A 20,447-nucleotide genomic window follows, 5' to 3' on the forward strand; every position below is an offset into this window, starting at 1 on the left:
CGCGTCGCCCCGGAGAACGCCGCCGAGCGCAACAGCACCGACCTGACCGAGGTGCCCAAGATCGCCGGACGCCCCCGCGTTCCGGTGCTCAGCCTGCACGGGATCGGCGACATGCAGGTGCCGTTCTCGATGGAACAGATCTACCGCCGGGAAGCGGTGGCCAACTACCGGGCCCAGTACCTCGTGCAGCGGGCGGTCCGCACCTCCGGGCACTGCGAGTTCAGCCCCACCGAGGTCGGCACCGCCTTCAACGACCTCGTCAACTGGGTCAACAACGGAGCGAAGCCCGGCGGCGACGACGTCACGACCCCGGCCACCGTGGCCGCGGCCACCTACGGCTGCCGGTTCAGCGACAAGGCCGCCTACGCCAGCGGCACCGGCACCCGCCGGCTCTACGCTCCCTGCCCGGAGTCCACCTCCTGAACCAGGTCCCCCATCGGCCGGGTTCGGGGAGGACGAGCGAGGAGTAGGAGTTCCGGGCTGCCCGACGCAACCAGGCTGTTTCGTCGGGCGGAGGCCGGACGACGGTACGGCGGGGTGACCCGCCGGCCGTCGCCCGGCCCGCCGCGGGCCGGCCACGGGTGGGACAGGTCCGGTGGCCGCCACCCGCCTCGGACCGGTCCGTCACCGTGCGGCCGCCGCACACCGCAACCTGTTCGTTCACCGGAAGCAGAGGGGCTCATGTCCAGACTGTTGCCAGTCCTCCTGTCGGCCGCGCTCGCGGCGACGGCACCGGCGCTTGCCGGGCCGACGCTTGCCGGCTCGGCCGCCCAACCGCGAACCGCGTCGGCGGAACCGACGACAACCGCAGCGGCGAGCTCCGCCGAACTCACCGAGACGGCGACCAACCAGCCGCGATGGCTGACGTTGCCGAAGAGTCCGGTGGTGCTCAACCCGCACCAGGTGTGGACCAAGAGCTCCGAGTTGGAGCAGAGCGACCCGCCGCAGCTGCCGCTCAACGCCGGCTACTACATCGACCACGCGCCCGCCACGCCGCAGACCCGCACCTCCGTGGCGCTCAACGAACTGGTCATGCTCAACCAGCGCCCCGCCGGCGCCGCGCCGGTGCCCCTGCGCTCGTCCTTCTACGACTCCTTCGCCGCCCTGAGCTCGGCCTGGACGCCGTCGGCCCCCGCCCAGGCGGAATCCGCCAAGGGGCTGCTGCGGCTCCAGGTCAAGGCAACCACCGGCACCTCCTACGCGTACGTGAGCCGGACCGTCGACATCGACGTCGATAACTACCCGTTGCTGACCATCGGGGTGCAGAGCGCCGCCGGGACCTGGGGGCTCAAGGTCGCCGACAACGGGGGCGTCGACCAGGTGCTGCAGCCGAGCACCGCGACCCCCGGCGTGCACACCTACGACCTGCGTAGCCTCGGCTGGAGCGGCACGCGGAAGGTCACCATCCGGATCTTCGCCAGCGGATACCAGAAGCCGGTGCTTGTCGATCACATCCGGGTGCACTCCACCTCCACCGTCTCCCTCGCCTACGCCGACGGTTTCCACGGCGGCCCCGGCGACCTCACGCTCGATCCCGGCTGGATCGGCTACAACGTCGCCACCTCCGTGGACCGCGAGGCCGGCCGGACGCTTCTGATCCGGGGCAACGCGGACAACGGCGCGCCGAACTGGGGGGCCATCACCCGAAAGATCACCGTCAACCTGGACCGGCATCCCATCCTGCGCCTCGCCGTCCCCATCGGCGGCCACGGCTGGGGGCTGAAGGTCAACGGCGGGACCGACGTGGACACCATCGTGCAGCCGACCACCACCCGCTCGGGCACCTACAGCTACGACCTCGCCGCGGTGACCGGTTGGAGTGGCGTACGCACCTTCGACATCAAGATCTTCGTCGTCGGGTACGACAGCCGCATCCAGCTCGACGACATCAAGCTCACCGGCCGGGGAACCCGGCCGTGGCTGCGGACGACGCAGAGCACCACCACCTCCTGGGCCCCGCACCAGCTCACCTTCGACGGGCGGTACGCCGACGGTATGCGGATCGCCGGGCGGGACGTCTTCCACGACGTCAACTCGGTGGGGCGTTCCGCGACGGTGAGCGGCGGCACCACCGGTCAGCCCGTGCAGGTGTCCGGGGCCTTCCAGGGCGTCCCTTCGTGGGACGCCACCCGCCGGGTGCTGACGTTCGCCAACCCCGGCTACTACTACTCGGTGGCGCTGCCGGCCGCCGTCGGCGTACCCGGCTTCTACGGCGACCGGGAGGCCGTGCTGGAGAACGGACCGGTCAACGGCCTCACCTACGCCGCCACCTGGGGTCGCGGCTACTGGTCCGCCCCGGCCGCCGCGCCCACCGGCACGTCGACCCGACTCGACCTGGGAGTGGGGTTCGCCAGCCAGAGCGAGGGGGCGGCCACGGCCGCGAACCGGGCGCTCGCGGCCGCCACCCCCACCGCCGTGGAGGCCGACCCGGCCGCCCGCGCCGCGCAGTGGGACACACTTCTGACCCGGGTTCCGCACCCCACCACCTTCGACGTCCAGGCCGTGCCGAACGGTGGCGTGGACGCCGCGACGGTCCGCCGCGCCTACTACCGCGCATGGGTCTTCCTCCAGGGCAACGCCCTGCCGCCGCAGCCGCACACCGGGTACCCGTACGTGCAGTATCCGGTCGGCAAGGCGGCGATGTACCCGCACGGTCCCGACGGGGCGAAAGCCGTGGCGAGCTGGGACAGCGTGATGAACATGCAGATGATGGCGTACGTTGACCCCGCGTCGGCCTGGAACGCCTTCCGCGGACTGCTCAGCCTGGTGGGGACCACCGGCCAGTTGGGCGGGGAGAGCCTCCCGGCCCGGGAGGCGCAGACCGCCTGGATCCTCTATTCGATCACCGGTGACCTGGCCCAACTGCGGGCGGTCTACCCGAGCCTCCGCCGGCTTCTGAACTGGAAGGAGCAGAACCCGCAGTGGACGCCGATGCCCGCCGGCCATGAGGACAAGGCGATGGACATCGCCTTTGTCGGGTCCCACCTGGTCGACGTCACCTACGCCAAGCGGATCGCCCAGGTCCTGGGCAACGCCGCGGACGTCACCTACTGGCAGCAACGCTACGACATCGCCCACCAGAACTTCCTCTTCTGGTTCTGGGCCAGCCCGACCGCCCAACCCGTGAAGGCCTACTTCCCGAACCGGACCACCAAGCGTGTCGGCGGGACGACGGTCGCGATCACCAGCGCCCTTGCGGTGCCCACCCTCTCCGGCGCGCACCTGGCCTCGATGCTGGCGTTGTTCGAGCGGTACTACGATCCGGCACTGCCCTTCGCCGGGTTCGGCAAGGTGACGGCGCCCGAGGTGTCCAACATCGACGTGCGGCACGGCATCACCAGCTACACGATCTACGGCCTGCTCGCGCACGGCCGCCCGGAACAGGCGCGCGTTTTCAGCAACGCGATCCTGCGGGACGTGGTCAAGGTCGGGATGTTCTCCGAGCGGTACGAGTGGACCGAGAGCGGCGGGCCGTACGCGACCGGTCAACGGCCGAGCATCTTCGGCGCGGCGTCGGTGATCGACGCGGTCTGGTTGAACAACGGGGTCCGCTCGGACCGGGGCCTGCCGGCGGCGGTCTCCTTCGGTGATCGACCCGGCGGGATCGAGGGGCTCGGCATACGGGGGCTCAGCCTGAACGTCGCGCTCGACCCGGCATCCCAGCGTGCCGTGCTCACCGGGACGGCGCTGACCGGCGCCGCCGGCTGCGACACGCTGACGGTGGCACCGGGCGCCACGGTCGACGTACCGCTGACGTGCATCCGTCCTCCGGCCACCTGAGCGGCACCGCCCCGCCCGACGACGGAGGCCGGATCTTCCCTGCACCGTGCGGTCGGGATCAACACCAGTCGATTAAGGAAGTGACGATGAAGAGGAACGTCCTCCGCATCCTCGGCGCCCTCGGTGTGAGCGCCCTCGCTGCGACACTCGGCCTGATGGCAACCGCCATGCCGGCTCAGGCGGCGTCCCGGGACGGGATCTGCGACGCCGGGGAGTTCTGCTACTACTTCGGCAGCACACAGGCGGGGTCGCTCTCCGACCATGTCGGGTCTCTGGCCGACTACGGCGCCACCCAGCCGGAGTGCTACGAGTACAAGGGCGCCGGCAGCGGCCAGGGCCAGTGCGTGAAGAACAACGCCGCGTCCGTCTGGAACCGCACGAGCGACACGGTGCGGGTCTACTACAACAGCGACTACAACGCCTCGTACGCCTTCCAGGACTTCGCCCCGGGCGTGAAGGCGAACCTGAACTCCACGCTGACCCGGAACAACGCCTCCCACCAGCTGATCGCCGCCCCGGGGACGGCCTACCCGGCCAAGGACGACTATCCGTACAAGGGTCAGAGCACGGGCATCGACCCGTGGAACTTCTACAAGGGGCAGTGCACCAGCTTCGCCGCGTGGGCGGTGCGCAGCCGGGTCGGTGTGCCGTTCCACAACCAGTACGCGGGGCAGGCACGGTGGGGCAACGCCAAGGAGTGGGTCGCCGCCGCCGGTCGCGCCGGAGTGCCGGTGTACAACAACCCTCGGGCCGGTGATGTCGCGGTCCGCCTGGGCGGCACCTACGGGCATGTCGCGTTCGTGACGAGGGTGAACGCCAACGGCACGTTCGAGATCGACGAATATAACTACGTCTCGGCGGACAGGTACAGCCACCGGACGGTGTCCGTGGGCACCGCCAACAATCAGTTCTCGAAGTTCATCCGCTTCAAGTGACGCTGTCTACGCGAACCCGCCGTCACCCGCCCGTGGAGCAGCGCACCACGGGCGGGTGACCGTCGTTCTACACTCCCGGGGTGATCGAACCGGACGCACCCGGCGTGGCCTCCGCCTGGGCGAGGATCGAGGCCGGCCTCAGCCGCGTACTCCCGGAGTCCCTGCCGCTGCTCGCGCCACCGGCCGGTGAGCCGGCGATCGACGCGGTGGAGGCCGCGCTCGGCGTCACGCTGCCGCCGGACTTCCGCGAGAGCCTGCGTGTCCACGACGGAACCGGCTGGGGTCTGCCGAGCCCGGTGCCGCTGGACCACCTGTACGACACCGGCGGCATCGTCGAGGCGACACGCATGTGGCGGGAGAACGCGGACCCGGACGCCGACGGCCCCGCGGCCTGGGCGCACCTGGTCGACACGAATCACCTGTCGCTGGCCGGACCGGTGCGACCGGCCATCGGCGGGCCCGGCCACGTCATGGTGGGCGACATGAACGGCGACGTCCGCTGGTTCCTCGACTTCGACCCGGCCCCCGGCGGTACGTCCGGACAGGTGGTCCGGGTGGACATCGAGTGCGGCCAGTGGGGCGTCCTGGCCCCGTCGTGGCGGGACCTGCTCCTGCGCTACGCCACCGATCTGGAGTCCTACGCCGTCGACCCGGATGGCTCACCCCTGGACGTCGACCCGGACACCGGTCCGGCGTGCGAGTGGGGCCTTGCGCCCGACGCCGTCGGGGTGCGACCGGACTGGCTCCGCGACGTCCGGCCGGAGGCCACGGGCGACTGAGCGGCATCTGGCGACGAGCCGACCGATCCCGCGCCCCGCGGGCGGGTGCCCGACCGAGTGCTGAGATACGTTGGCGATCATCGATCAGTAGCGACATCGTCGACGTATGACAGGCGCCTCCTCGTTCTCGCTGTTCCGCGTCTCCGTGAGCGCACATCAGGCCACCCGCCGCCCCCGGGCCCTGATCGCGGCCGTCACGGCAGGCATCCTCGCCGTGTGCACCGCGATCGGCGGCGCGCCCGCGCCCGCCTCTGCCGCGAACACGCTCAGCATGCGCGGCGCCGACGTCTCCTCGTTGCAGCGCAGCCTGGACCTGGGCGCCAGGTACTACGACGCCGGGGGTGCCGCCCGCGACCCGCTGGACATCCTGAGGTCCGTCGGCGTCAACTATGTCCGACTGCGCGTCTGGAACAACCCGGCCAGCGGCTACAACAACAAGAGCAGGGTGCTGGCCCAGGCGAGGACGGCAAGGGCGAAGGGCCTCAAGGTGCTCGTCGACTTCCACTACTCCGACACCTGGGCCGACCCCGGCAAGCAGTACAAGCCGGCGGCCTGGGCCGGACACAGCCTCAGCCAACTGCGTACCGACGTGTACGCCTTCACCTACGACGTCTGCTCCAGCCTCAGCGGGCAGGGCACCCCGCCGGACAGCGTGCAGATCGGCAACGAGATCAACGTCGGGATGCTGTGGAACGAGGGCAAGGTCGTCAACAACGACTTCGCCCCGCTGGCCGGTCTGCTGAAGCAGGGCTACAACGCGACGAAGGCGTGCGGCGGCGGCATCCCGGTGATGATCCACACCGCGAACGCCGACAGCAACGCCCACGCCCGGTGGTTCTACGACGGCATCCGCGCCCAGGGCGTGCAGTGGGACATCACGGCCCTGTCCTACTACTGCATGTGGCACGGCACCCTGTCGAACCTCTACGACAACATCGTCGACCTGCGTGGTCGCTACGGCAAGCCGGTGGTGATCGCGGAGACCGCGTACCCCTTCACCCGCGACGACGCGGACGGCGAGCCGAACGCCATCGGCGACGCCACCTGCGACGGCATCGGCGCGACCTGGTCCGGGCAGGCCCAGGAGTTCGACTGGGTCCAGAACACCGCCCGCAACGCGGGGGCCATCGGCGTCTTCTACTGGGAACCGACCTGGTATGCCGTCCGCGGCAACGGCTGGGACCCGGCGAACATCAACGGCACCGGAAACCAGTGGGACAACATGGCCGTCTTCGACTGGTCCGGGCGGGTCAACCCGGGCGTGCGCTGGACACCCTGACGGTCGCCGCCGGCAGCGGCGGTGGCGCTCCTGACGGATACTTGTTCGATGACCAATCCTGACCTCGACCCGGACGTCTATCCGCCCATCGACCCCGGCGAGCACGCGCCGGACGACGTCGGCGAGCTGCTGCCGGATACGCCCGACGAGTTGCCGGAGGCGCCGGTCGAGCCGATGCCCGACGACGGCGAGCCGGGAGGCGTACCCGAACCGGCGTGACGGCGCGCGCGGAATCGACGTTCGTACCGTCGGCAGGCGACAAGGCGGCGCCACCGGCGTCGACCGCACGCTGCTCGCGCTCTGCGCCCGGCGAGAACCGGACCCCCGGCGCATCGCCGCCGGGGGTCCGGTTCCAGGTCGTGCGGGGTCACAGCGCGTCGATCGCCGCCCTCGCGACCGCGGTGGCCGACGCGGGATTCTGCCCGGTCACCAGCCGGCCGTCGGTCACGACGTGGGGCAGGAAGGCACCCGCGGACGCGTACCGGGCGCCGCGCGCGGCCAGGGCGTCGGCGAGGGAGAACGGGACGATCGTCGTCATGCCGACGGCACGCTCCTCGTCGTTGCTGAACCCGGTGACCTGCCGGCCGCGCAGCAGCGGCGTGCCGTCGGACAGCGTCACCTCCAGCAGGGCGGCCGGGCCATGGCAGACGGACGCGACCACGCCGCCCGCCTCGTGCACGTCCCGGACCAGCGCCGCCAGCTCCTTGTCGTACGGCAGGTCCCACACCGCGCCGTGTCCGCCCGCCACGAACAGGATCGCGCAGTCGTGCGCCGACACCTCAGCGGTGCTGGGCGTGGCGGCGAGCTGCTCGGCCATCCGTGCGTCGGCGAGGAACTGCCGCTGGACGGGATCCTGCTCGTTCACCGCCTCCAGCGGCGGCCGCCCGCCGCGCACGGAGACCAGCTCGACCCGCAGCCCGGCGTCGTCGAACACCTGCCACGCCTCGGCCACCTCGGAGAGGTAGGCGCCTGTCGAACGGCCGGTGTCACCGAGCGTGTCGTGGCTGGTCAGCACGATCACCGCGCGTCGCGCCGGGTGGCCGGCCCGGGCGGCGAGCGCCTCCACCGTACGGGGCACGCCTGCCGCCAGCACCGGACCGAAACTCTGCGCGAAGTGCGGGGCCGCCGGCCCGACCAGCTCCACCCGGTGGGTGATGCGGGTACCGCCCCGCGGTGCGGGCGCCAGCCGGCACGTGGTGCGCAGGCTCACCGTGTCGGCGATGGCGGTCTCCGACACGTACCCCCGCTCCGGCTCGGCCTCGACGATGCGCAGCGGCAGCGGCCCGGCGCCGGGTGGGGTCAGGGTGCCGGTCGCGCCCGCCCGGAACGGGCCGTCGAGGCTCACCTCGGCCACCGCCGTGTTCCACGCCGACCAGGATGACGTGTCGGCGTAGAACGCCCACACCTCCGCGGGCGCGGCCGCGGTGTCGACACTGTGCTCAACGGACCACATCGGACCTCCAACGTACGGGCAGGTGCTTGATGCCGTTCTGGAAGTTCGACCGCAACCGCACGGGCGGTCCGGCCAGCTCGACGGCGGTGAACCGGTCGAGGACCGCCTCGATCATCGCCCGCAGCTGCACCCGGGCCAGGTAGGCCGCGACGCAGAAGTGCGGCCCGTGGCCGAAGGACAGGTGTGGGTTCGGCGAACGCCCGAGGTCGAACGTGTCGGGGTCGGTGAACACGCGCTCGTCGCGGTTGGCCGACGAGAAGAACACCACGACCTTGTCGCCGGCCCGGATCGGGGTCCCGCCGAGCTCGGTGTCCTGCACCGCCGTGCGGCGGAACTGGATGACCGGCGTCCACCAGCGCAGCAACTCCTCCACCGCCGCGGGTACCAGGCTGCGGTCGGCGCGCAGCCTCGCATACGCCTGCGGGTGTTCGATCAGGGTGAGCAGCGCCCCGGGCAGCGCGTTGCGGACGGTTTCGTTGCCGGCGACGGAGAACAGCCAGAACAGCTGCTCGAACTCGTCGACGGTGAGCCGACCACCGTCGGCGTCGGCCTGCTGCGCGAGGAGGGACATGACGTCCTCGCCCGGCTCGGTCCGTCGGTACGCTGCCAGTTCGCGGGCGTACACGTAGAGGTCGGCCATGCCGTCCGGGCGGCGTGAGTCGGGCATCCGGCCGTTCGCGTCCGGCTGCGGGCGCGCAGCCATGGCGCGGCGCGCCATCGGCGTGGCGCCCTCGGGGTCGAACGTGTCGCTGGCGGTGTACTCCGCGTCGAGCAGCCCGATGACCCGGTTGCTCCAGTCGAACATGAGCCAGCGGTCGGACTCCGGCACGCCGAGCACCTCGGCGAGGGTGGCCAACGGAAGGTCGGCGGCGACCTCGCGGGCGAAGTCGACCTCCGGCCGGTCGGCCGTCGCGGCCACCAGGTGCCGCGCCCGGGCCGTGATCCGTTCCTCCAGGCGGGCCACCGCGCGCGGGGTGAACGCCTTGGTGACCAGCGAGCGCAGGCGACTGTGCTCCGGCGGATCCATGTTGATCATCATGCGGCGCAGTGCCACCCGTACCGGCTCGGGCGCGTCGTAGACCTGGGTGAGGCCTGCGCTGGAGGAGAAGAGGTGCGGGTGGCGCAGCACGTGCTCCACCTCGGCGTGCCGCAGCACCGCCCAGAACCCGGTGCCGGCCGGCCAGTGGTCGACAGGCGGTTCGTCGACCCACGCCACCGCGCCCGCCGCACGCAGCTCGGCCAGCCGCTTCAGCGGAACCCCCTCGACGTACGTGTCGGGGGAGATGATGTCCGCGTTGCGGGCGCCGCTCATGACGCCGGCGGGATGTTGTGGTTGAACCGGAACCGGTTCTGCGGGTCGTACTGGGCCTTCACCCTCGCGAGGCGGTCCAGCCGGTCGTCGTTCCAGAAGGCGCGGACCCGGTCGGTCTCCTCGTCGTCGGTGAGCAGGTTGAGGTAGGCGTCGCCGGAGCCGACGGCGCGCAGCTGCGTACCCGCCCCCTTGGCCCAGGCGAGGCAGCGCTGCGTGTCCTCGGCGTCGTGCCACTGGCCGAGGACGTGGATGAGCCAGCTCTCGCTGCGGTGCGCGAACGCGGTCGCGTCGGGCGCGACCCGGGTGACCGCCGCGTTGAACGGGATGACCTCGACGATCGAGTACCGCGACGGCAGGGTGGCGCCGATCTCCGCGACCACCTCCATCTCCTTCGTGCCGAACTCCGGCAGGAACTCGGCCGTCCAGTAGTGCTGGTTGCCGTTGGGGTTCAGCGGGTCGAGCATGGACTGCACCGCCACCAGCGGCATCGGGCCGACGAAGTTGAGCACCGGCTCGCCGAACTCCTGCAGCGGTCGGATCGCTTCCCAGCCCGCCTCCATCTCACCGGACCAGCGGATGAAGATGCCACACACCTGCCGGCCGCGGAACTGTTCCGGGATCGCGTCCAGCGGCGGGGCGAACTGGAAGATGATGTCGGCGCTGAGCTCCTCGGGGGCGTCGGCGATGTAGTCGCGCAGGAACTCCAACGCCGCCACGGACTGCTCGATCGGGTACGCCACCAACCCGGCGAGCATCATCGGCCCGACCGGGTGCAGCTGGAACTGGAAGTCGACGACGACGCCGAAGTTGCCGCCACCGCCGCGCAGCGCCCAGAACAGGTCGGGGTGCTCGGTGTCGCTGGCGGTGACCACCTCGCCGGTGGTGGTGACGACCCGCGCGGCGATCAGGTTGTCGCAGGTCAGGCCGAACCGGCGCTGGAGCATGCCCATGCCGCCGTTGAGGGTGAGCCCGGCGACGCCGGTCGCGGATACCTGGCCGGTCGGGGTGGCCAGGCCGTAGACCTGGGTCTCCCGGTCCAGATCGCCGAGCGTCGCGCCGCCCTGCACCCAGGCGGTGCGTTCGGCCGGGTCGACGTGCACGCCGCGCATCCCGGACAGGTCCACCAGGACACCGCCGTCACAGGTGCCGTGCCCGGCGACGCTGTGCCCGCCACCGCGTACGCCGATCGGGAGGTCCTCGCCGACGGCGAAGCGCACGGCGGCGACGACGTCGCCGGTGCCCCGGCACCTGGCGACCAACGCCGGACGCTTGTCGACCATCCCGTTGTAGACGCGCCGCGCCACCTCGTACTCCGGGTGGTCGGGGTCGATCAGGTCACCGAAGAAGGTCGCGCGCAGCGCGGCCAGGTTCTCGGGGTTCATTGCTGCTCCTCGATGATCGGCAGGTGGGAGAGAAACTTCTCGAGCTGCTCGTCGGTCAGTTCGGGGTCGACCAGGGTGCCGGACAGGTAGGAGTCGTAGGCGCTCAGGTCGAAGTGGCCGTGCCCGGTGACGAGGACGAGGATCGCCTTCTCCTCGCCCGTGTCCGCGCACCGTTTCGCCTCGTCCACCGCGGCGGCCAGGCCGTGGGTGGACTCGGGTGCGGCGAGGATGCCCTCGGTGCGGGCGAACAGGACGCCTGCGGTGAAACAGTCGGTCTGGGTGCGCGCCTGCGCCTCGACCAGGCCGATGTGCCGGGTGTACGACACCAGCGGCGACATGCCGTGGTAGCGCAGCCCGCCCGCGTGGATCGGCTCCGGTACGAAGGCGTGGCCGACGGTGTACATCTTCATCAGCGGGGTGAGGCCTTCCATGTCCCCGTAGTCCCAGGTGTAGCGGCCCCGGGTCAGGGCGGGGCAGGCGGCGGGCTCGACGGCGACGACGCGGGTGTCGCGTCGGCCGGCGAGCTTCTCCCGCAGGAACGGGAAGCCGACACCGCCGAGGCTGGAGCCGCCGCCGACGCAGCTGATCACGACGTCCGGATAGTCCTCGGCGAGCGCGAACTGGGCGATGGCCTCCTGGCCGATGACGGTCTGGTGCAGCAGGACGTGCCCGGCGGTGCTGCCGAGCGCGTACCCGGTGTTCTCGTCGGCCAGGGCGACCTCGACCGCTTCGCTGACCGCCAGCCCGATGCTGCCGAACGAGCTCGGATCGGCCTCCAGCGCCCGGCGCCCGACCTCGGTGATCGGCGACGGGCTGCGGTGCACGGTCGCGCCGAAGGTGTCCATGAGACTCTTGCGGTACGGCTTCTGGTCGTAACTGATGCCGGTCCACCAGATCTCGCACGTGACGTCGAGCTGTGCGCAGGCGAACGCCAGCGCGACGCCCCACTGACCGGCGCCGGTCTCGGTGGTGAGGCGACGGATGCCCTGCTGGGCGTTGTAGTACACCTGCGGGACGGCGGTGTTGGCCTTGTGCGATCCGGTCGGGCTGACGCCTTCGTACTTGTAGTAGATCCGGGCCGGCGTGCCGAGCGCCTTCTCCAGGGCGCGTGCCCGGCGCAGCGGGCTGGGCCGCCACAGCTGGTAGATGCGGCGGATGTCGTCCGGCACCTCGATGAAGCGCTCCGTGCTGCCGTCCTGGCGCAGCAGCTCGCGCGCCGACAGTGAGCCCATCTCCTCGGCGGACATCGGCTGGTGGGTGCGCGGGTGCAGCGGGCGGGGCGGGCGTTGCGGCAGGTCGGCAACGATGTTGTACCAGTGCGTCGGGATCTCGGTTTCGTCGAGGACGTACTGGGTGCGGTTCACCGCGACCCCCTCGGACCGGCCTGGGCCGCGGCGAACGGCAGCCCTCGTCCGGGTGTCCCGCCCTTGGCCTGCTGGATGTCGAGGAACTCCTCGAACTTGTCGTGGAACGAGTCGGGTGCTCGCATCCGCAGGCCGCCGGCGCGGGGGTCGACCAACGCGTGGCCGGAGCGTCCCTCGGCGATGAGTTGGCTGCCGGGGCGGCGGTAGATCTCGTAGTAGCAGTCGAGTCGGGCCGTCGGCGTGGTCGCCCACGTCTTGATGACCAGCTCGTCCAGGTATTTGGCGGGGGTGTGGTAACGGACGTGGAACTCGGTCGTGGTGATGGTGTAGTTCCAGAAGTCCACCCCGACCGCGAGGGCGAACGCTTCCCGGCCGAGGTCGAACCAGGGGATGTAGCTGCCGTAGTAGGCGTGTCCCTGTCCGTCGCACTCACCCCATCGCACGGTGGCGGTGGTTTCGACGTAGCCCCAGCGCATCACCTTCGGCGCTGACTCCACCCAACGCGGCATCGGCTGCCCCTTCGTCGTCATCTTGTCGTGATCGCGCCGGCCCAGCGTGCAGCAGTCGGCAAGTCGCCGTCAAGACACATGCCGAGAGTTGACTGTGGATTGACATGAATAGCCTTGCGTCTCTACGGTCCACTCGGCACCTGATTGACAAGCCCATCGAGCTTGGAGCAGCCGATGCCCGTCAGCACCCTTCTGGACCTGGACCGATGGCGTCCACCGGACAGTGGCTCCATCGTCGCCGCAGGCGTGGACCTGGTCGACACCGAGCGTCTTGAACTGGCCTTTTCTCGCTCCGGCCCCGGCCTGGCGCGGAGGTTGTTCGGGGATCGCGCGGAGGAACTGACCGCCGACCCCGCTGCCGCAGCCGGCGCGTTCGGCGTGCAGGAGAGCGTCGTCAAGCTGGCCGGCGGGTTGCCCAAGGGTGGCCGGCTGTCGGACATCCTGCTTGACAAGCAGGGCGGCGCGGTGACCCTGAGCGGCGTCCTGGCCGACTGGGCGCACCGACACGGCGCCGTCGTCGTCGGAGGTTACCTGCCGCTCACGCCCGGACTGACCGTCAGCTGGGCCCTCGCACTGACCGGAGGCGCACGATGACGACCTTCCTGTTCCCCGGGCAGGGCAGCCAGTTCCCGGGCATGGGCCGGGAACTGACCGCGTTCGGATCACGGGCGCGGGCCCTGATCGACACCGCCGAGCAGGCGACCGGGCTGCCGCTGCTCGACCTGATGGACCGCGCCGACGCCGCCCGCATCGCCGACCCGCACACCGCGCAGGTCCTCGTCTTCGTCTGGTCCAGCGTGGCCCTGCGCGACCTGACCGACCGCGGCCTGCGGCCGGACGCGGTCGCCGGGCACAGCCTCGGTGAGTACACGGCCCTGGTCGCCTGCGGCGCACTCGACTGGATCGACGCGCTCGCCCTCGTCTCCGCGCGCGGCAGAGCCATGGCCGCCGCCGCGTCCCGGCGCCCCGGGGCGATGGGGGCGGTGGTCGGCCTGGACGCCGAGACCGTGCGCCACCTGTGCGCCGACGCGACGGTCGGCGACGAGGTCGCGGTCGTCGCCAACCTCAACTCGGCGCGGCAGTTCGTGGTCTCCGGCACCATGGACGCCGTCACCGCCGTGCTGGCCGCGGCGTCGGCCGCCGGGGCGTTGCGCGCCAGAAGACTGCCCGTCGGCGGGGCCTACCACTCCCCGCTCATGCGCGGTGCCGAGGACGCGCTGGCCCCGCTGCTGCGCGGCACGGTGCTGCGCGCCCCCAGGGTGCCGATGGTGTCGAGCATGACCGGTGCGGCCATCACCGACATCACCGGGTACGCCGACGCACTCACCCGCCAGATAACCAGCCCCGTGCGGTGGCTGGCGACCGTTGGCACGCTCGCCGACGAGACCGACTTCGTCGAGGTGGGGCCCGGTCGGGTGCTGGCCGGTCTGGGCCGGGAGACGCTTCGGGCGGCACGCCACCGCAGCGCCCTGGCGGTCGCCCGCCCCCGTGTCACGGCCGGTGCGGCATGAGCCTCGCCGGACAGATCGCCCTCGTCACGGGCGCCACCAAGGGCATCGGTCACGCCATCGCCGTCGAGTTGGCCCGGGCGGGCGCGACCGTGCTCGTGAACTACCGCCGCGACGAGGCCAGGGCCAAGGAGGCCCTCGAACAGGTCAGCGAGCACGGCGAGGCGGCTCTGGTGCGCGGTGACGTCGCCGACGCGGCCGACGTGACCCGCATGTTCGGCGGCATTCGCCGCGAGTACGGCCGGCTCGACGCGTTCGTCAACAACGCCGGCATCACGGCCGACGGATTCGCACTCATGATGGGCGACGCCAAGTGGCGGTCCGTCATCGACACGAACCTCACCGGCGCGTTCCTGTGCTGCCGTGCCGCGGGACGACTCATGGTCCAGCAGAAGTCCGGCTCGATCGTCGCCGTCGCCTCGACCAGCGGCATCAACGCGCCGGCCGGCCAGGCCAACTACGCCGCCTCCAAGGCCGGGCTGCTCGCCATGGTCCGGGTGCTCGCCAAGGAGATGGGCGGCTACGGGGTGCGCGTCAACGCCGTCATCCCCGGCTTCGTCGACACCGCGATGACGAGGACCATGCCCCGCGCCGAACTCGACGGGCACCTCGCCCGCGTCCCATTGGGGCGCATCGGGCAGCCCACGGACGTCGCCTCCGTGGTGCGCGTCCTGCTCGACCCCGAGACCGCCGGCTATGTCACCGGCACCTCCGTCGTCGTCGACGGCGGTATGACCTGCTGAACGAAGGAGTCACATGGCAACCACCCTCGATGCGGTCGCGGAGCGGGCGCAGCAGCGCCAGCAGTTGTGCGCGGACGTCAAGGAACTGCTCGTGGACCGGCTCGTGCTCGACGTCCAACCGTCGCACATCGGCGACGACCAACCGCTGTTCGGCCGCGGGCTGGAGCTCGACTCGATCGACACGCTGGAACTGGCCATGGCGGTGGAGGAGCAGTACGGGGTAATGATCACCGACGACGACACGGACAGCCTGTTGTCGCTCAACCGGCTCGTCGATCACGTCGAGGCCAACCGCTCGTGACGACCCTGGCCGTCCCGCCCGCCCCGTCGATCCCCATCCTGTCCGCCGACGACATCGCCCGGCTGTTGCCGCACCGGTACCCGTTCTTCCTGCTCGACCGGGTGGTCGCGCTGGACCCGGGGGTGAGCGCCGAGGCGATCAAGAACGTCAGCGCCGCCGACCCCGTGCTCGCCGGGCACTTCCCCGGCCGGATGATCTACCCCGGCGTCCTGCTGGTCGAGTGTGTCGCCCAGCTCGCCGCCGTCGTCTACGGCACCGCCGCGGCCAGTCGTGCCACCGGCGACGTGGTCGGCGACGTCGCCGACCGGGTCGGCTACCTCGCCGAGATCCGCCAGGCGAAGTTCCTCAAGCCCGTGGTCCCCGGCGACCAGGTGCTGTTCCGCGTCCAGAGCGGGACCCGCATGGGCAGCCTCATCTCCGTCACCGGCCAGGCATCCGTGGGCCGCGACATCGTCCTGACCGCCCGGTTGGCCGTCACCGAACGTGAATCCGAGGAGACCACATGACTCTCACCGCCATCAGCGACTCCGTCGTGGAGGAGTACCGCGCGCTGCGCGGCGCGACCGGCCTCGTCGACTACCCCGGCGGGGCACTGCTCACGGTGGCCGGCCCGCACGCCGCCGCGTTCCTCGGCCGGGTCTGCACCCGCGGCGTCGACTTCCTGCTGGAGGGCCAGATCTCCAGTGTGCTGCTGCTCGCCGAGGACGGCACCGTGACCGCCGAGGCGCTGGTCCACTGCCGGGGCACGGAGTACCTGATGCAGGTCTGGCCGGAGCAGGCCGCGGCCGCGCGGGACTTGCTGGTCGCCGCGGCGGCCGCCGAGTCCGACGTGACCGTGACCGACGACGGGGGGCACCTGACCACGATCGGCATCGAGGGCCCCGAGTCGTTCAAGATCATCCAAAAGTTCCTGGCCTTTCCGGTGGCGTCGATGGCGTACCGCAGCTTCGTCACCGTCGAGCACGACGGCTCGCCGCTGCTCATCAGCCGCACCGGTGTCACGGGCGAGTACGGCTACGTGATCCACGTGCCCACGGCGGCCGCCGGTGAACTGCGCGCCGAGCTGATCGCGTTGGGCGCACGGGAGATCAGCCGGGAGGCCGTCGACGTCTGCCGCATGGAGACCCGGTTCGTGAACCTGGAGAAGGAGTCCGGCGGGGCCGCCCGTACCCCGTTCGAGCTGGGACTGCAGTGGATGGTCGACGCCAACCAGGAGTTCACCGGCAAGGACGCCATCTTCCAGAAGATGGCGGCCGGCACCTCCCGCCTGCCGGTCTGCTTCGAGACCACAGGTGACCTCCCGGCGCCCGGCACGCCGGTCACCGCCGGCGACACCGAGATCGGCGAGGTCGCCTACGCCGTCTTCTCACCCACCCTGGAACGGGTCGTCGGTGTGGCCCGGGTGGACACCGCCGTGGCCGCGTCCGGCCTGGAGCTGACCGCAGGCGGCGCGCCGGCGCGCACCGTCTCGGCGCCGTTCCTCGTCGCCACCAGCTTCGGCATCCCGCTCGAATAGACCCCGCACACGATGGAGGAGGTGAACGACATGCAGGCACCCGAACAGGTCGTGGTAACCGGGGTGGCGGTCAGCTGCGCACTCGGCGACGGCACCGAACAGGTCTGGAAGGCGGTCCGGGACGGCCGCAGCGGCATCCGGCTCACCGAGCGGTTGGACGTGTCGAAGCTGAGCTGCCACTACTCCGGTGAGCTGGGGGAGGTACCGCTGCCGGTGCACCGCCCCAAGGGCCGCGCCGACCGGGCCACCCGGCTGGCGCTGGCCGCGGCGCACGAGGCGGTCGCCGCGGCCCGGCTCCCCGCCGAGCAGGCCGACCCGTACCGCTTCGGGGTCGCGCTGGGCACCTCCGTCGGTGGCCTCGACGAGGGCGAGCAGTTCCACTGGGAACTGCTCGCCGGAGGACCGGCCGCCACCCGACGCCACCACCTGCTGGTATATCCCCTCTACACCGCCGCCGACGCGGTCAGCGCCGCGTACGGGGCCAAGGGCCCCAAGGTGGTCATCTCCAACGCCTGCGCGGCCGGCGCCAACTCGATCGGCTGGGCGATGGACGCCATCCGCAACGGCCGCGCCGACGTGATGCTCGCCGGCGGCGTCGACGTGCTGGACATCCTGTCGCTGGCCGGCTTCGACAGCCTCAAGGCGCTGGACGAGCAGCCCTGCGCACCGTACTCGCGCAGCACCGGGTTGAACATCGGCGAAGGCGCGGCCGTGCTGGTCCTGGAGAGCGCCTCGGCAGCCGCCGCCCGCGGTGCCACAGTCGTCGCCCACCTGCGCGGGTACGCGCTCAGCAGCGACGCCCACCACGCCACCGCCCCCGACCCGGCGGGCAGCGGCGCCCGGCGGGCGATGAGCCGGGCCCTGGCCCAGGCCGGGCTCGCCCCCGCCGACGTGGACTACGTCAACGGGCACGGCACCGGCACCCCCGCCAACGACAGCGCCGAGACCAAGGCCGCGGATGCGTTGTTCGAGGGGGCGCCCCCGCCGATGAGCAGCACCAAGTCGCAGATCGGGCACACGCTCGGCGCGGCCGGCGCGATCGAGGCGGCCGTGTGTGTGCTGGCCCTGCGCGACGGTGTCCTGCCACCGACGGTCAACGTGGCCGACCCCGCCGCGCTGACCCGGGACATCGTGCCGACGATCGCCCGGCCCGCCGACGTCGACGTCGTGGTGTCGAACTCGTTCGCGTTCGGGGGCAACAACTGCGCCCTGGTGTTCGGCCGCGAGCAGGGGAACCCGCCCCTGCCGCCGCGGCGCCGGGTCGTCGTCACCGGGGTCGGACTGGTCTCGCCGCTGGGCAACGGCCGCGTCACGTTCCTCGACGCCCTGCGCGACGGCACCGTCGCGATCATGTCGGCGAAGGAGACCGACACCGCCGGCGCGGGGCGCGACCTGGTCGCCGAGGTTCCGGCGGCGAGCTACCGCCGGCTCGTCGATCCGGCGTACGCCCGGCGCCTGGACCAGCTGGGCATGCTGGTGCTGGCCTCGGGGCGGATGGCGTTGCGGGACGCGGGGCTGGCCGTCACCCGGGACAACGGCGAACGGGTCGGCATGGTGTTCGGCACGTTCACCGGCCCGCTGGAGACGGTCGCGAAGCTGACCGAGACGATCGGCACGCAGGGCCCCGACCGGGTCAATCCGAGGCTGTTCCCGAACTCGGTGATGAACGCGGCGGCGGGGCACGCCTGCCTGTCACTGCAACTGCGCGGCCCGCTGTCCACCCTGGCCACCGGGTGCGCGTCCGGCCTGGCCGGCCTGGGCTACGCCGCGGACCTGATCCGCACCGGCGAGGCCGACGCGATGCTGGCGGTCAGCGCCGACGAGCTGACCCCGCTGCTGCACCTCGGCTACGACCGGCTCGGCCTCCTGGCCGGCGACGCGGTGCGGCCGTACCAGCGCGAGGCGTCCGGAGTGGCGCTGGGCGCCGGCGGGGTGACACTGGTGCTGGAATCGCTCGAACACGCGCAGGCCCGGGGCGCCTCGATTCTGGCCGAGGTGACGGGGCACGCGGTCACCTCGGACGCGTACCGGGTCGCCGGCAACGCGCCCGACGGCGAGGCGTGGGCGGAGAGCTTCCGCCGCGCGCTCGCCGACGGCGGGCTCGCCCCGGAGGCGGTCGGCACCGTGTACGGGGACGCCCGGGGCACCCGTACCCTCGACCGGGCGGAGGCCCGTGCGGTCGGCCGGGTGTGGGCGCCGGGCGCTGTGCGCCTGGCCAACATCGGCGGGCACGTCGGCCACCTGCACAGCACCACGTCCCTGCTGTCGGTGGTGGCAGCCCTGGAGACGGTGACCTCCGGCTGGGCGCCGCCCGTCGCCGGGGTGACCGACCCGCTGCCGGAGGCCGCCCCGTACCTCGGCGCCACCGTGGCCGACCCGGCCGGCGCCTGCGTCGTCACCGCCGCGAACTGGGGTGGGACCTACGCCTCCGTCGTCCTGGCCGGTTGGGCGGGGTGACGATGCTGCCGTTGATCATCGGCCCCAGCGCGCCGGACCCGGCCGACCCCGCCTGGTCGGCGTGGCTCACGCCGGCGGAGCGGGCCTACGCGGCGGGGCGGGGACGGGGCGCCGAGCACCTGGCGGCGCGCCGGCTGGCCAAGCTGGCGGCGCTGGCGAGCCTCGGCTGGCCGGACGAACCGCCGTGGAGTGAGCTGGCCGTCGAGCGGCCGGAGGGCACCCGGCCGGTGCTGCGTCTCGGCGGCGGCCTGGCGGCCTGGTGCGCGCAGCGCGGCCTCAGCGCGCCCGGGGTGTCGCTGACCCACGCGGCCGGCCACGCCGCGGCCCTGGCCTGGCCCGGAGCCGCCGGGCGGCGGTGGTCGTGAGCGGGCGGATGTCCGGCCGGATCGCCATCGTCACCGGCGCGGCCGGCGGTATCGGACGGGCGGTGTGCGAGCGGTTCCTCGCCGAGGGCGCCGGGGTGCTCGTCACCGACGTCGACGGCGAGGCGGCCGCCGCCCTGGTCAAGCAGTTGGCGGGGGCGGGCCTTCCCGGCCGGGCCGCCAGCCGGCGTCTGGACGTCACGGCGCCGGCGGACTGGACCCGCGCCGTGCAGCTCGCCCGCCGCCGCTTCGGCTATCCCGACACGCTTGTCAACAACGCGGGCGTGCTGGCGGTCGGCGGCGTCGACGCCGGCACCGAGGCCGACTGGGACCGCGTCGTCGGGGTGAACCAGCGCGGCACCTGGCTGGGCATGCGCGCCGTCATGCCCGCCATGACGTTCGCCGGCGGCGGCGCCGTGGTCAACGTGGCGTCGGTGTTCGCGCTCGTCGGCTCGGGCGGCGCGATCGCCTACCACGCCGCCAAGGGCGCGATCCGCGCGATGACCGCCACCGCGGCCGTCGAGTACGCGTCGCGTGGGGTCCGGGTCAACGCGGTCTGCCCCGGAACGGTGGCGACGGCGATGACCGACGCGCTCCCCGACGAGCTGGCCGGCGGGCTCGTCGCCGGCACCCCGCTGGGCCGGCCCGCCCAGCCGGAGGAGGTCGCCGCGGCGGTCCTCTTCCTCGCCTCCCACGAGGCGTCCTACATCACCGGCACGGCGCTGGCCGTGGACGGCGGCTACACCGCGCGCTAGAGGAAGGCGGCA

General features: G+C 72.1%; 19 protein-coding genes and 1 pseudogene. 15 read left to right on the forward strand and 5 right to left on the reverse strand.

All coding sequences use genetic code 11. The annotated features are described in order from the left end of the window. From ACLQ2X_RS25625 to ACLQ2X_RS25650, 6 genes and pseudogenes are all read left to right on the forward strand, one after another. Nucleotides 1-423: pseudogene (locus ACLQ2X_RS25625) on the forward strand (hypothetical protein); the annotation flags it as partial. A gap of 258 nt (nt 424-681) precedes the next feature. After that, nucleotides 682-3,780, forward strand: coding sequence for a hypothetical protein (locus tag ACLQ2X_RS25630; protein WP_425683633.1), 3,099 nt, complete (start codon nt 682-684; stop codon nt 3,778-3,780). 86 nt (nt 3,781-3,866) lie between these two features. Beyond that, nucleotides 3,867-4,715: a CHAP domain-containing protein gene (locus tag ACLQ2X_RS25635; RefSeq protein WP_425683634.1), complete on the forward strand. Its 849-nt coding sequence runs from the start codon at nt 3,867-3,869 to the stop codon at nt 4,713-4,715. An 80-nt stretch (nt 4,716-4,795) separates the two neighbouring features. After that, nucleotides 4,796-5,494 carry an SMI1/KNR4 family protein gene (locus ACLQ2X_RS25640; RefSeq protein ID WP_425683635.1) on the forward strand — a complete coding sequence of 233 codons (699 nt, stop codon included), beginning with the start codon at nt 4,796-4,798 and terminating at the stop codon, nt 5,492-5,494. Between the two features lie 106 nt (nt 5,495-5,600). Next, entirely contained in the window at nt 5,601-6,773 is a 1,173-nt protein-coding gene (locus tag ACLQ2X_RS25645) for a glycoside hydrolase family 53 protein (protein ID WP_425683636.1), read from the forward strand. 48 nt (nt 6,774-6,821) lie between these two features. Beyond that, complete coding sequence (locus tag ACLQ2X_RS25650) at nt 6,822-6,992, forward strand: hypothetical protein (protein ID WP_425683637.1); 171 nt, start codon at nt 6,822-6,824, stop codon at nt 6,990-6,992. A 148-nt stretch (nt 6,993-7,140) separates the two neighbouring features. Here the strand turns inward: ACLQ2X_RS25650 and ACLQ2X_RS25655 are convergent, their stop codons facing one another. Genes ACLQ2X_RS25655 through ACLQ2X_RS25675 form a run of 5 tightly spaced genes read right to left on the reverse strand, consistent with a single transcriptional unit; the run spans nt 7,141 to nt 12,814 of the window. Beyond that, a complete protein-coding gene (locus tag ACLQ2X_RS25655) occupies nt 7,141-8,226 on the reverse strand; it encodes a DJ-1/PfpI family protein (RefSeq protein ID WP_425683638.1) in 1,086 nt (361 codons plus the stop codon). After that, nucleotides 8,213-9,538: a cytochrome P450 gene (locus ACLQ2X_RS25660; protein ID WP_425683639.1), complete on the reverse strand. Its 1,326-nt coding sequence runs from the start codon at nt 9,536-9,538 to the stop codon at nt 8,213-8,215. Before ACLQ2X_RS25660 ends, ACLQ2X_RS25655 begins: the two co-directional genes overlap by 14 nt. Continuing rightward, nucleotides 9,535-10,920, reverse strand: a complete 1,386-nt coding sequence (locus ACLQ2X_RS25665) for an FAD-binding oxidoreductase (protein ID WP_425683640.1) — start codon at nt 10,918-10,920, stop codon at nt 9,535-9,537. Before ACLQ2X_RS25665 ends, ACLQ2X_RS25660 begins: the two co-directional genes overlap by 4 nt. After that, nucleotides 10,917-12,284 carry a TrpB-like pyridoxal phosphate-dependent enzyme gene (locus ACLQ2X_RS25670; RefSeq protein ID WP_425683641.1) on the reverse strand — a complete coding sequence of 456 codons (1,368 nt, stop codon included), beginning with the start codon at nt 12,282-12,284 and terminating at the stop codon, nt 10,917-10,919. Before ACLQ2X_RS25670 ends, ACLQ2X_RS25665 begins: the two co-directional genes overlap by 4 nt. Beyond that, entirely contained in the window at nt 12,281-12,814 is a 534-nt protein-coding gene (locus tag ACLQ2X_RS25675) for an acyl-CoA thioesterase (RefSeq protein WP_425683642.1), read from the reverse strand. Before ACLQ2X_RS25675 ends, ACLQ2X_RS25670 begins: the two co-directional genes overlap by 4 nt. Before the next feature lie 153 nt (nt 12,815-12,967). Between ACLQ2X_RS25675 and ACLQ2X_RS25680 the strand changes: the two genes are divergently transcribed. The 9 genes from ACLQ2X_RS25680 to ACLQ2X_RS25720 are packed head-to-tail and all read left to right on the forward strand — an operon-like array spanning nt 12,968 to nt 20,435. Then, nucleotides 12,968-13,387, forward strand: coding sequence for a hypothetical protein (locus ACLQ2X_RS25680; RefSeq protein ID WP_425683643.1), 420 nt, complete (start codon nt 12,968-12,970; stop codon nt 13,385-13,387). Then, entirely contained in the window at nt 13,384-14,304 is a 921-nt protein-coding gene (locus tag ACLQ2X_RS25685) for an ACP S-malonyltransferase (RefSeq protein WP_425683644.1), read from the forward strand. The genes ACLQ2X_RS25680 and ACLQ2X_RS25685 overlap by 4 nt, the downstream gene beginning before the upstream one ends. Further along, nucleotides 14,301-15,044 (forward strand): 3-oxoacyl-ACP reductase family protein, encoded by a 744-nt coding sequence (locus ACLQ2X_RS25690; protein ID WP_425683645.1) that lies wholly within the window; start codon nt 14,301-14,303, stop codon nt 15,042-15,044. Before ACLQ2X_RS25685 ends, ACLQ2X_RS25690 begins: the two co-directional genes overlap by 4 nt. A 13-nt stretch (nt 15,045-15,057) precedes the next feature. Continuing rightward, the gene (locus ACLQ2X_RS25695) at nt 15,058-15,345 is read left to right on the forward strand and encodes a phosphopantetheine-binding protein (protein ID WP_425683646.1); all 288 of its coding nucleotides are present in this window, start codon (nt 15,058-15,060) and stop codon (nt 15,343-15,345) included. Next, nucleotides 15,342-15,851, forward strand: a complete 510-nt coding sequence (fabZ, locus tag ACLQ2X_RS25700) for a 3-hydroxyacyl-ACP dehydratase FabZ (RefSeq protein WP_425683647.1) — start codon at nt 15,342-15,344, stop codon at nt 15,849-15,851. The genes ACLQ2X_RS25695 and fabZ overlap by 4 nt, the downstream gene beginning before the upstream one ends. Beyond that, complete coding sequence (locus tag ACLQ2X_RS25705; RefSeq protein WP_425683648.1) at nt 15,848-16,861, forward strand: glycine cleavage T C-terminal barrel domain-containing protein; 1,014 nt, start codon at nt 15,848-15,850, stop codon at nt 16,859-16,861. Before fabZ ends, ACLQ2X_RS25705 begins: the two co-directional genes overlap by 4 nt. Before the next feature lie 30 nt (nt 16,862-16,891). Beyond that, the gene (locus ACLQ2X_RS25710) at nt 16,892-19,318 is read left to right on the forward strand and encodes a beta-ketoacyl-[acyl-carrier-protein] synthase family protein (protein WP_425683692.1); all 2,427 of its coding nucleotides are present in this window, start codon (nt 16,892-16,894) and stop codon (nt 19,316-19,318) included. Then, nucleotides 19,315-19,683 carry a hypothetical protein gene (locus tag ACLQ2X_RS25715; RefSeq protein WP_425683649.1) on the forward strand — a complete coding sequence of 123 codons (369 nt, stop codon included), beginning with the start codon at nt 19,315-19,317 and terminating at the stop codon, nt 19,681-19,683. Before ACLQ2X_RS25710 ends, ACLQ2X_RS25715 begins: the two co-directional genes overlap by 4 nt. Then, nucleotides 19,680-20,435 (forward strand): SDR family NAD(P)-dependent oxidoreductase, encoded by a 756-nt coding sequence (locus tag ACLQ2X_RS25720; RefSeq protein WP_425683650.1) that lies wholly within the window; start codon nt 19,680-19,682, stop codon nt 20,433-20,435. Before ACLQ2X_RS25715 ends, ACLQ2X_RS25720 begins: the two co-directional genes overlap by 4 nt. Nucleotides 20,436-20,447 lie beyond the last annotated feature (12 nt).

This window comes from Micromonospora sp. DT31, from assembly GCF_049841795.1.
Lineage (GTDB): Bacteria > Actinomycetota > Actinomycetes > Mycobacteriales > Micromonosporaceae > Micromonospora.

What these genes read in the sequence shown, in the direction of transcription:
- ACLQ2X_RS25630 (WP_425683633.1), top strand. Translation starts at nt 682, where the DNA reads ATGTCCAGACTGTTGCCAGTCCTCCTGTCGGCCGCGCTCGCGGCGACG.
- ACLQ2X_RS25635 (WP_425683634.1), top strand. Translation starts at nt 3,867, where the DNA reads ATGAAGAGGAACGTCCTCCGCATCCTCGGCGCCCTCGGTGTGAGCGCC.
- ACLQ2X_RS25645 (WP_425683636.1), top strand. Translation starts at nt 5,601, where the DNA reads ATGACAGGCGCCTCCTCGTTCTCGCTGTTCCGCGTCTCCGTGAGCGCA.
- ACLQ2X_RS25650 (WP_425683637.1), top strand. Translation starts at nt 6,822, where the DNA reads ATGACCAATCCTGACCTCGACCCGGACGTCTATCCGCCCATCGACCCC.
- ACLQ2X_RS25655 (WP_425683638.1), bottom strand. Translation starts at nt 8,226, where the DNA reads ATGTGGTCCGTTGAGCACAGTGTCGACACCGCGGCCGCGCCCGCGGAG.
- ACLQ2X_RS25660 (WP_425683639.1), bottom strand. Translation starts at nt 9,538, where the DNA reads ATGAGCGGCGCCCGCAACGCGGACATCATCTCCCCCGACACGTACGTC.
- ACLQ2X_RS25665 (WP_425683640.1), bottom strand. Translation starts at nt 10,920, where the DNA reads ATGAACCCCGAGAACCTGGCCGCGCTGCGCGCGACCTTCTTCGGTGAC.
- ACLQ2X_RS25675 (WP_425683642.1), bottom strand. Translation starts at nt 12,814, where the DNA reads ATGACGACGAAGGGGCAGCCGATGCCGCGTTGGGTGGAGTCAGCGCCG.
- ACLQ2X_RS25680 (WP_425683643.1), top strand. Translation starts at nt 12,968, where the DNA reads ATGCCCGTCAGCACCCTTCTGGACCTGGACCGATGGCGTCCACCGGAC.
- ACLQ2X_RS25685 (WP_425683644.1), top strand. Translation starts at nt 13,384, where the DNA reads ATGACGACCTTCCTGTTCCCCGGGCAGGGCAGCCAGTTCCCGGGCATG.
- ACLQ2X_RS25690 (WP_425683645.1), top strand. Translation starts at nt 14,301, where the DNA reads ATGAGCCTCGCCGGACAGATCGCCCTCGTCACGGGCGCCACCAAGGGC.
- ACLQ2X_RS25695 (WP_425683646.1), top strand. Translation starts at nt 15,058, where the DNA reads ATGGCAACCACCCTCGATGCGGTCGCGGAGCGGGCGCAGCAGCGCCAG.
- ACLQ2X_RS25705 (WP_425683648.1), top strand. Translation starts at nt 15,848, where the DNA reads ATGACTCTCACCGCCATCAGCGACTCCGTCGTGGAGGAGTACCGCGCG.
- ACLQ2X_RS25710 (WP_425683692.1), top strand. Translation starts at nt 16,892, where the DNA reads ATGCAGGCACCCGAACAGGTCGTGGTAACCGGGGTGGCGGTCAGCTGC.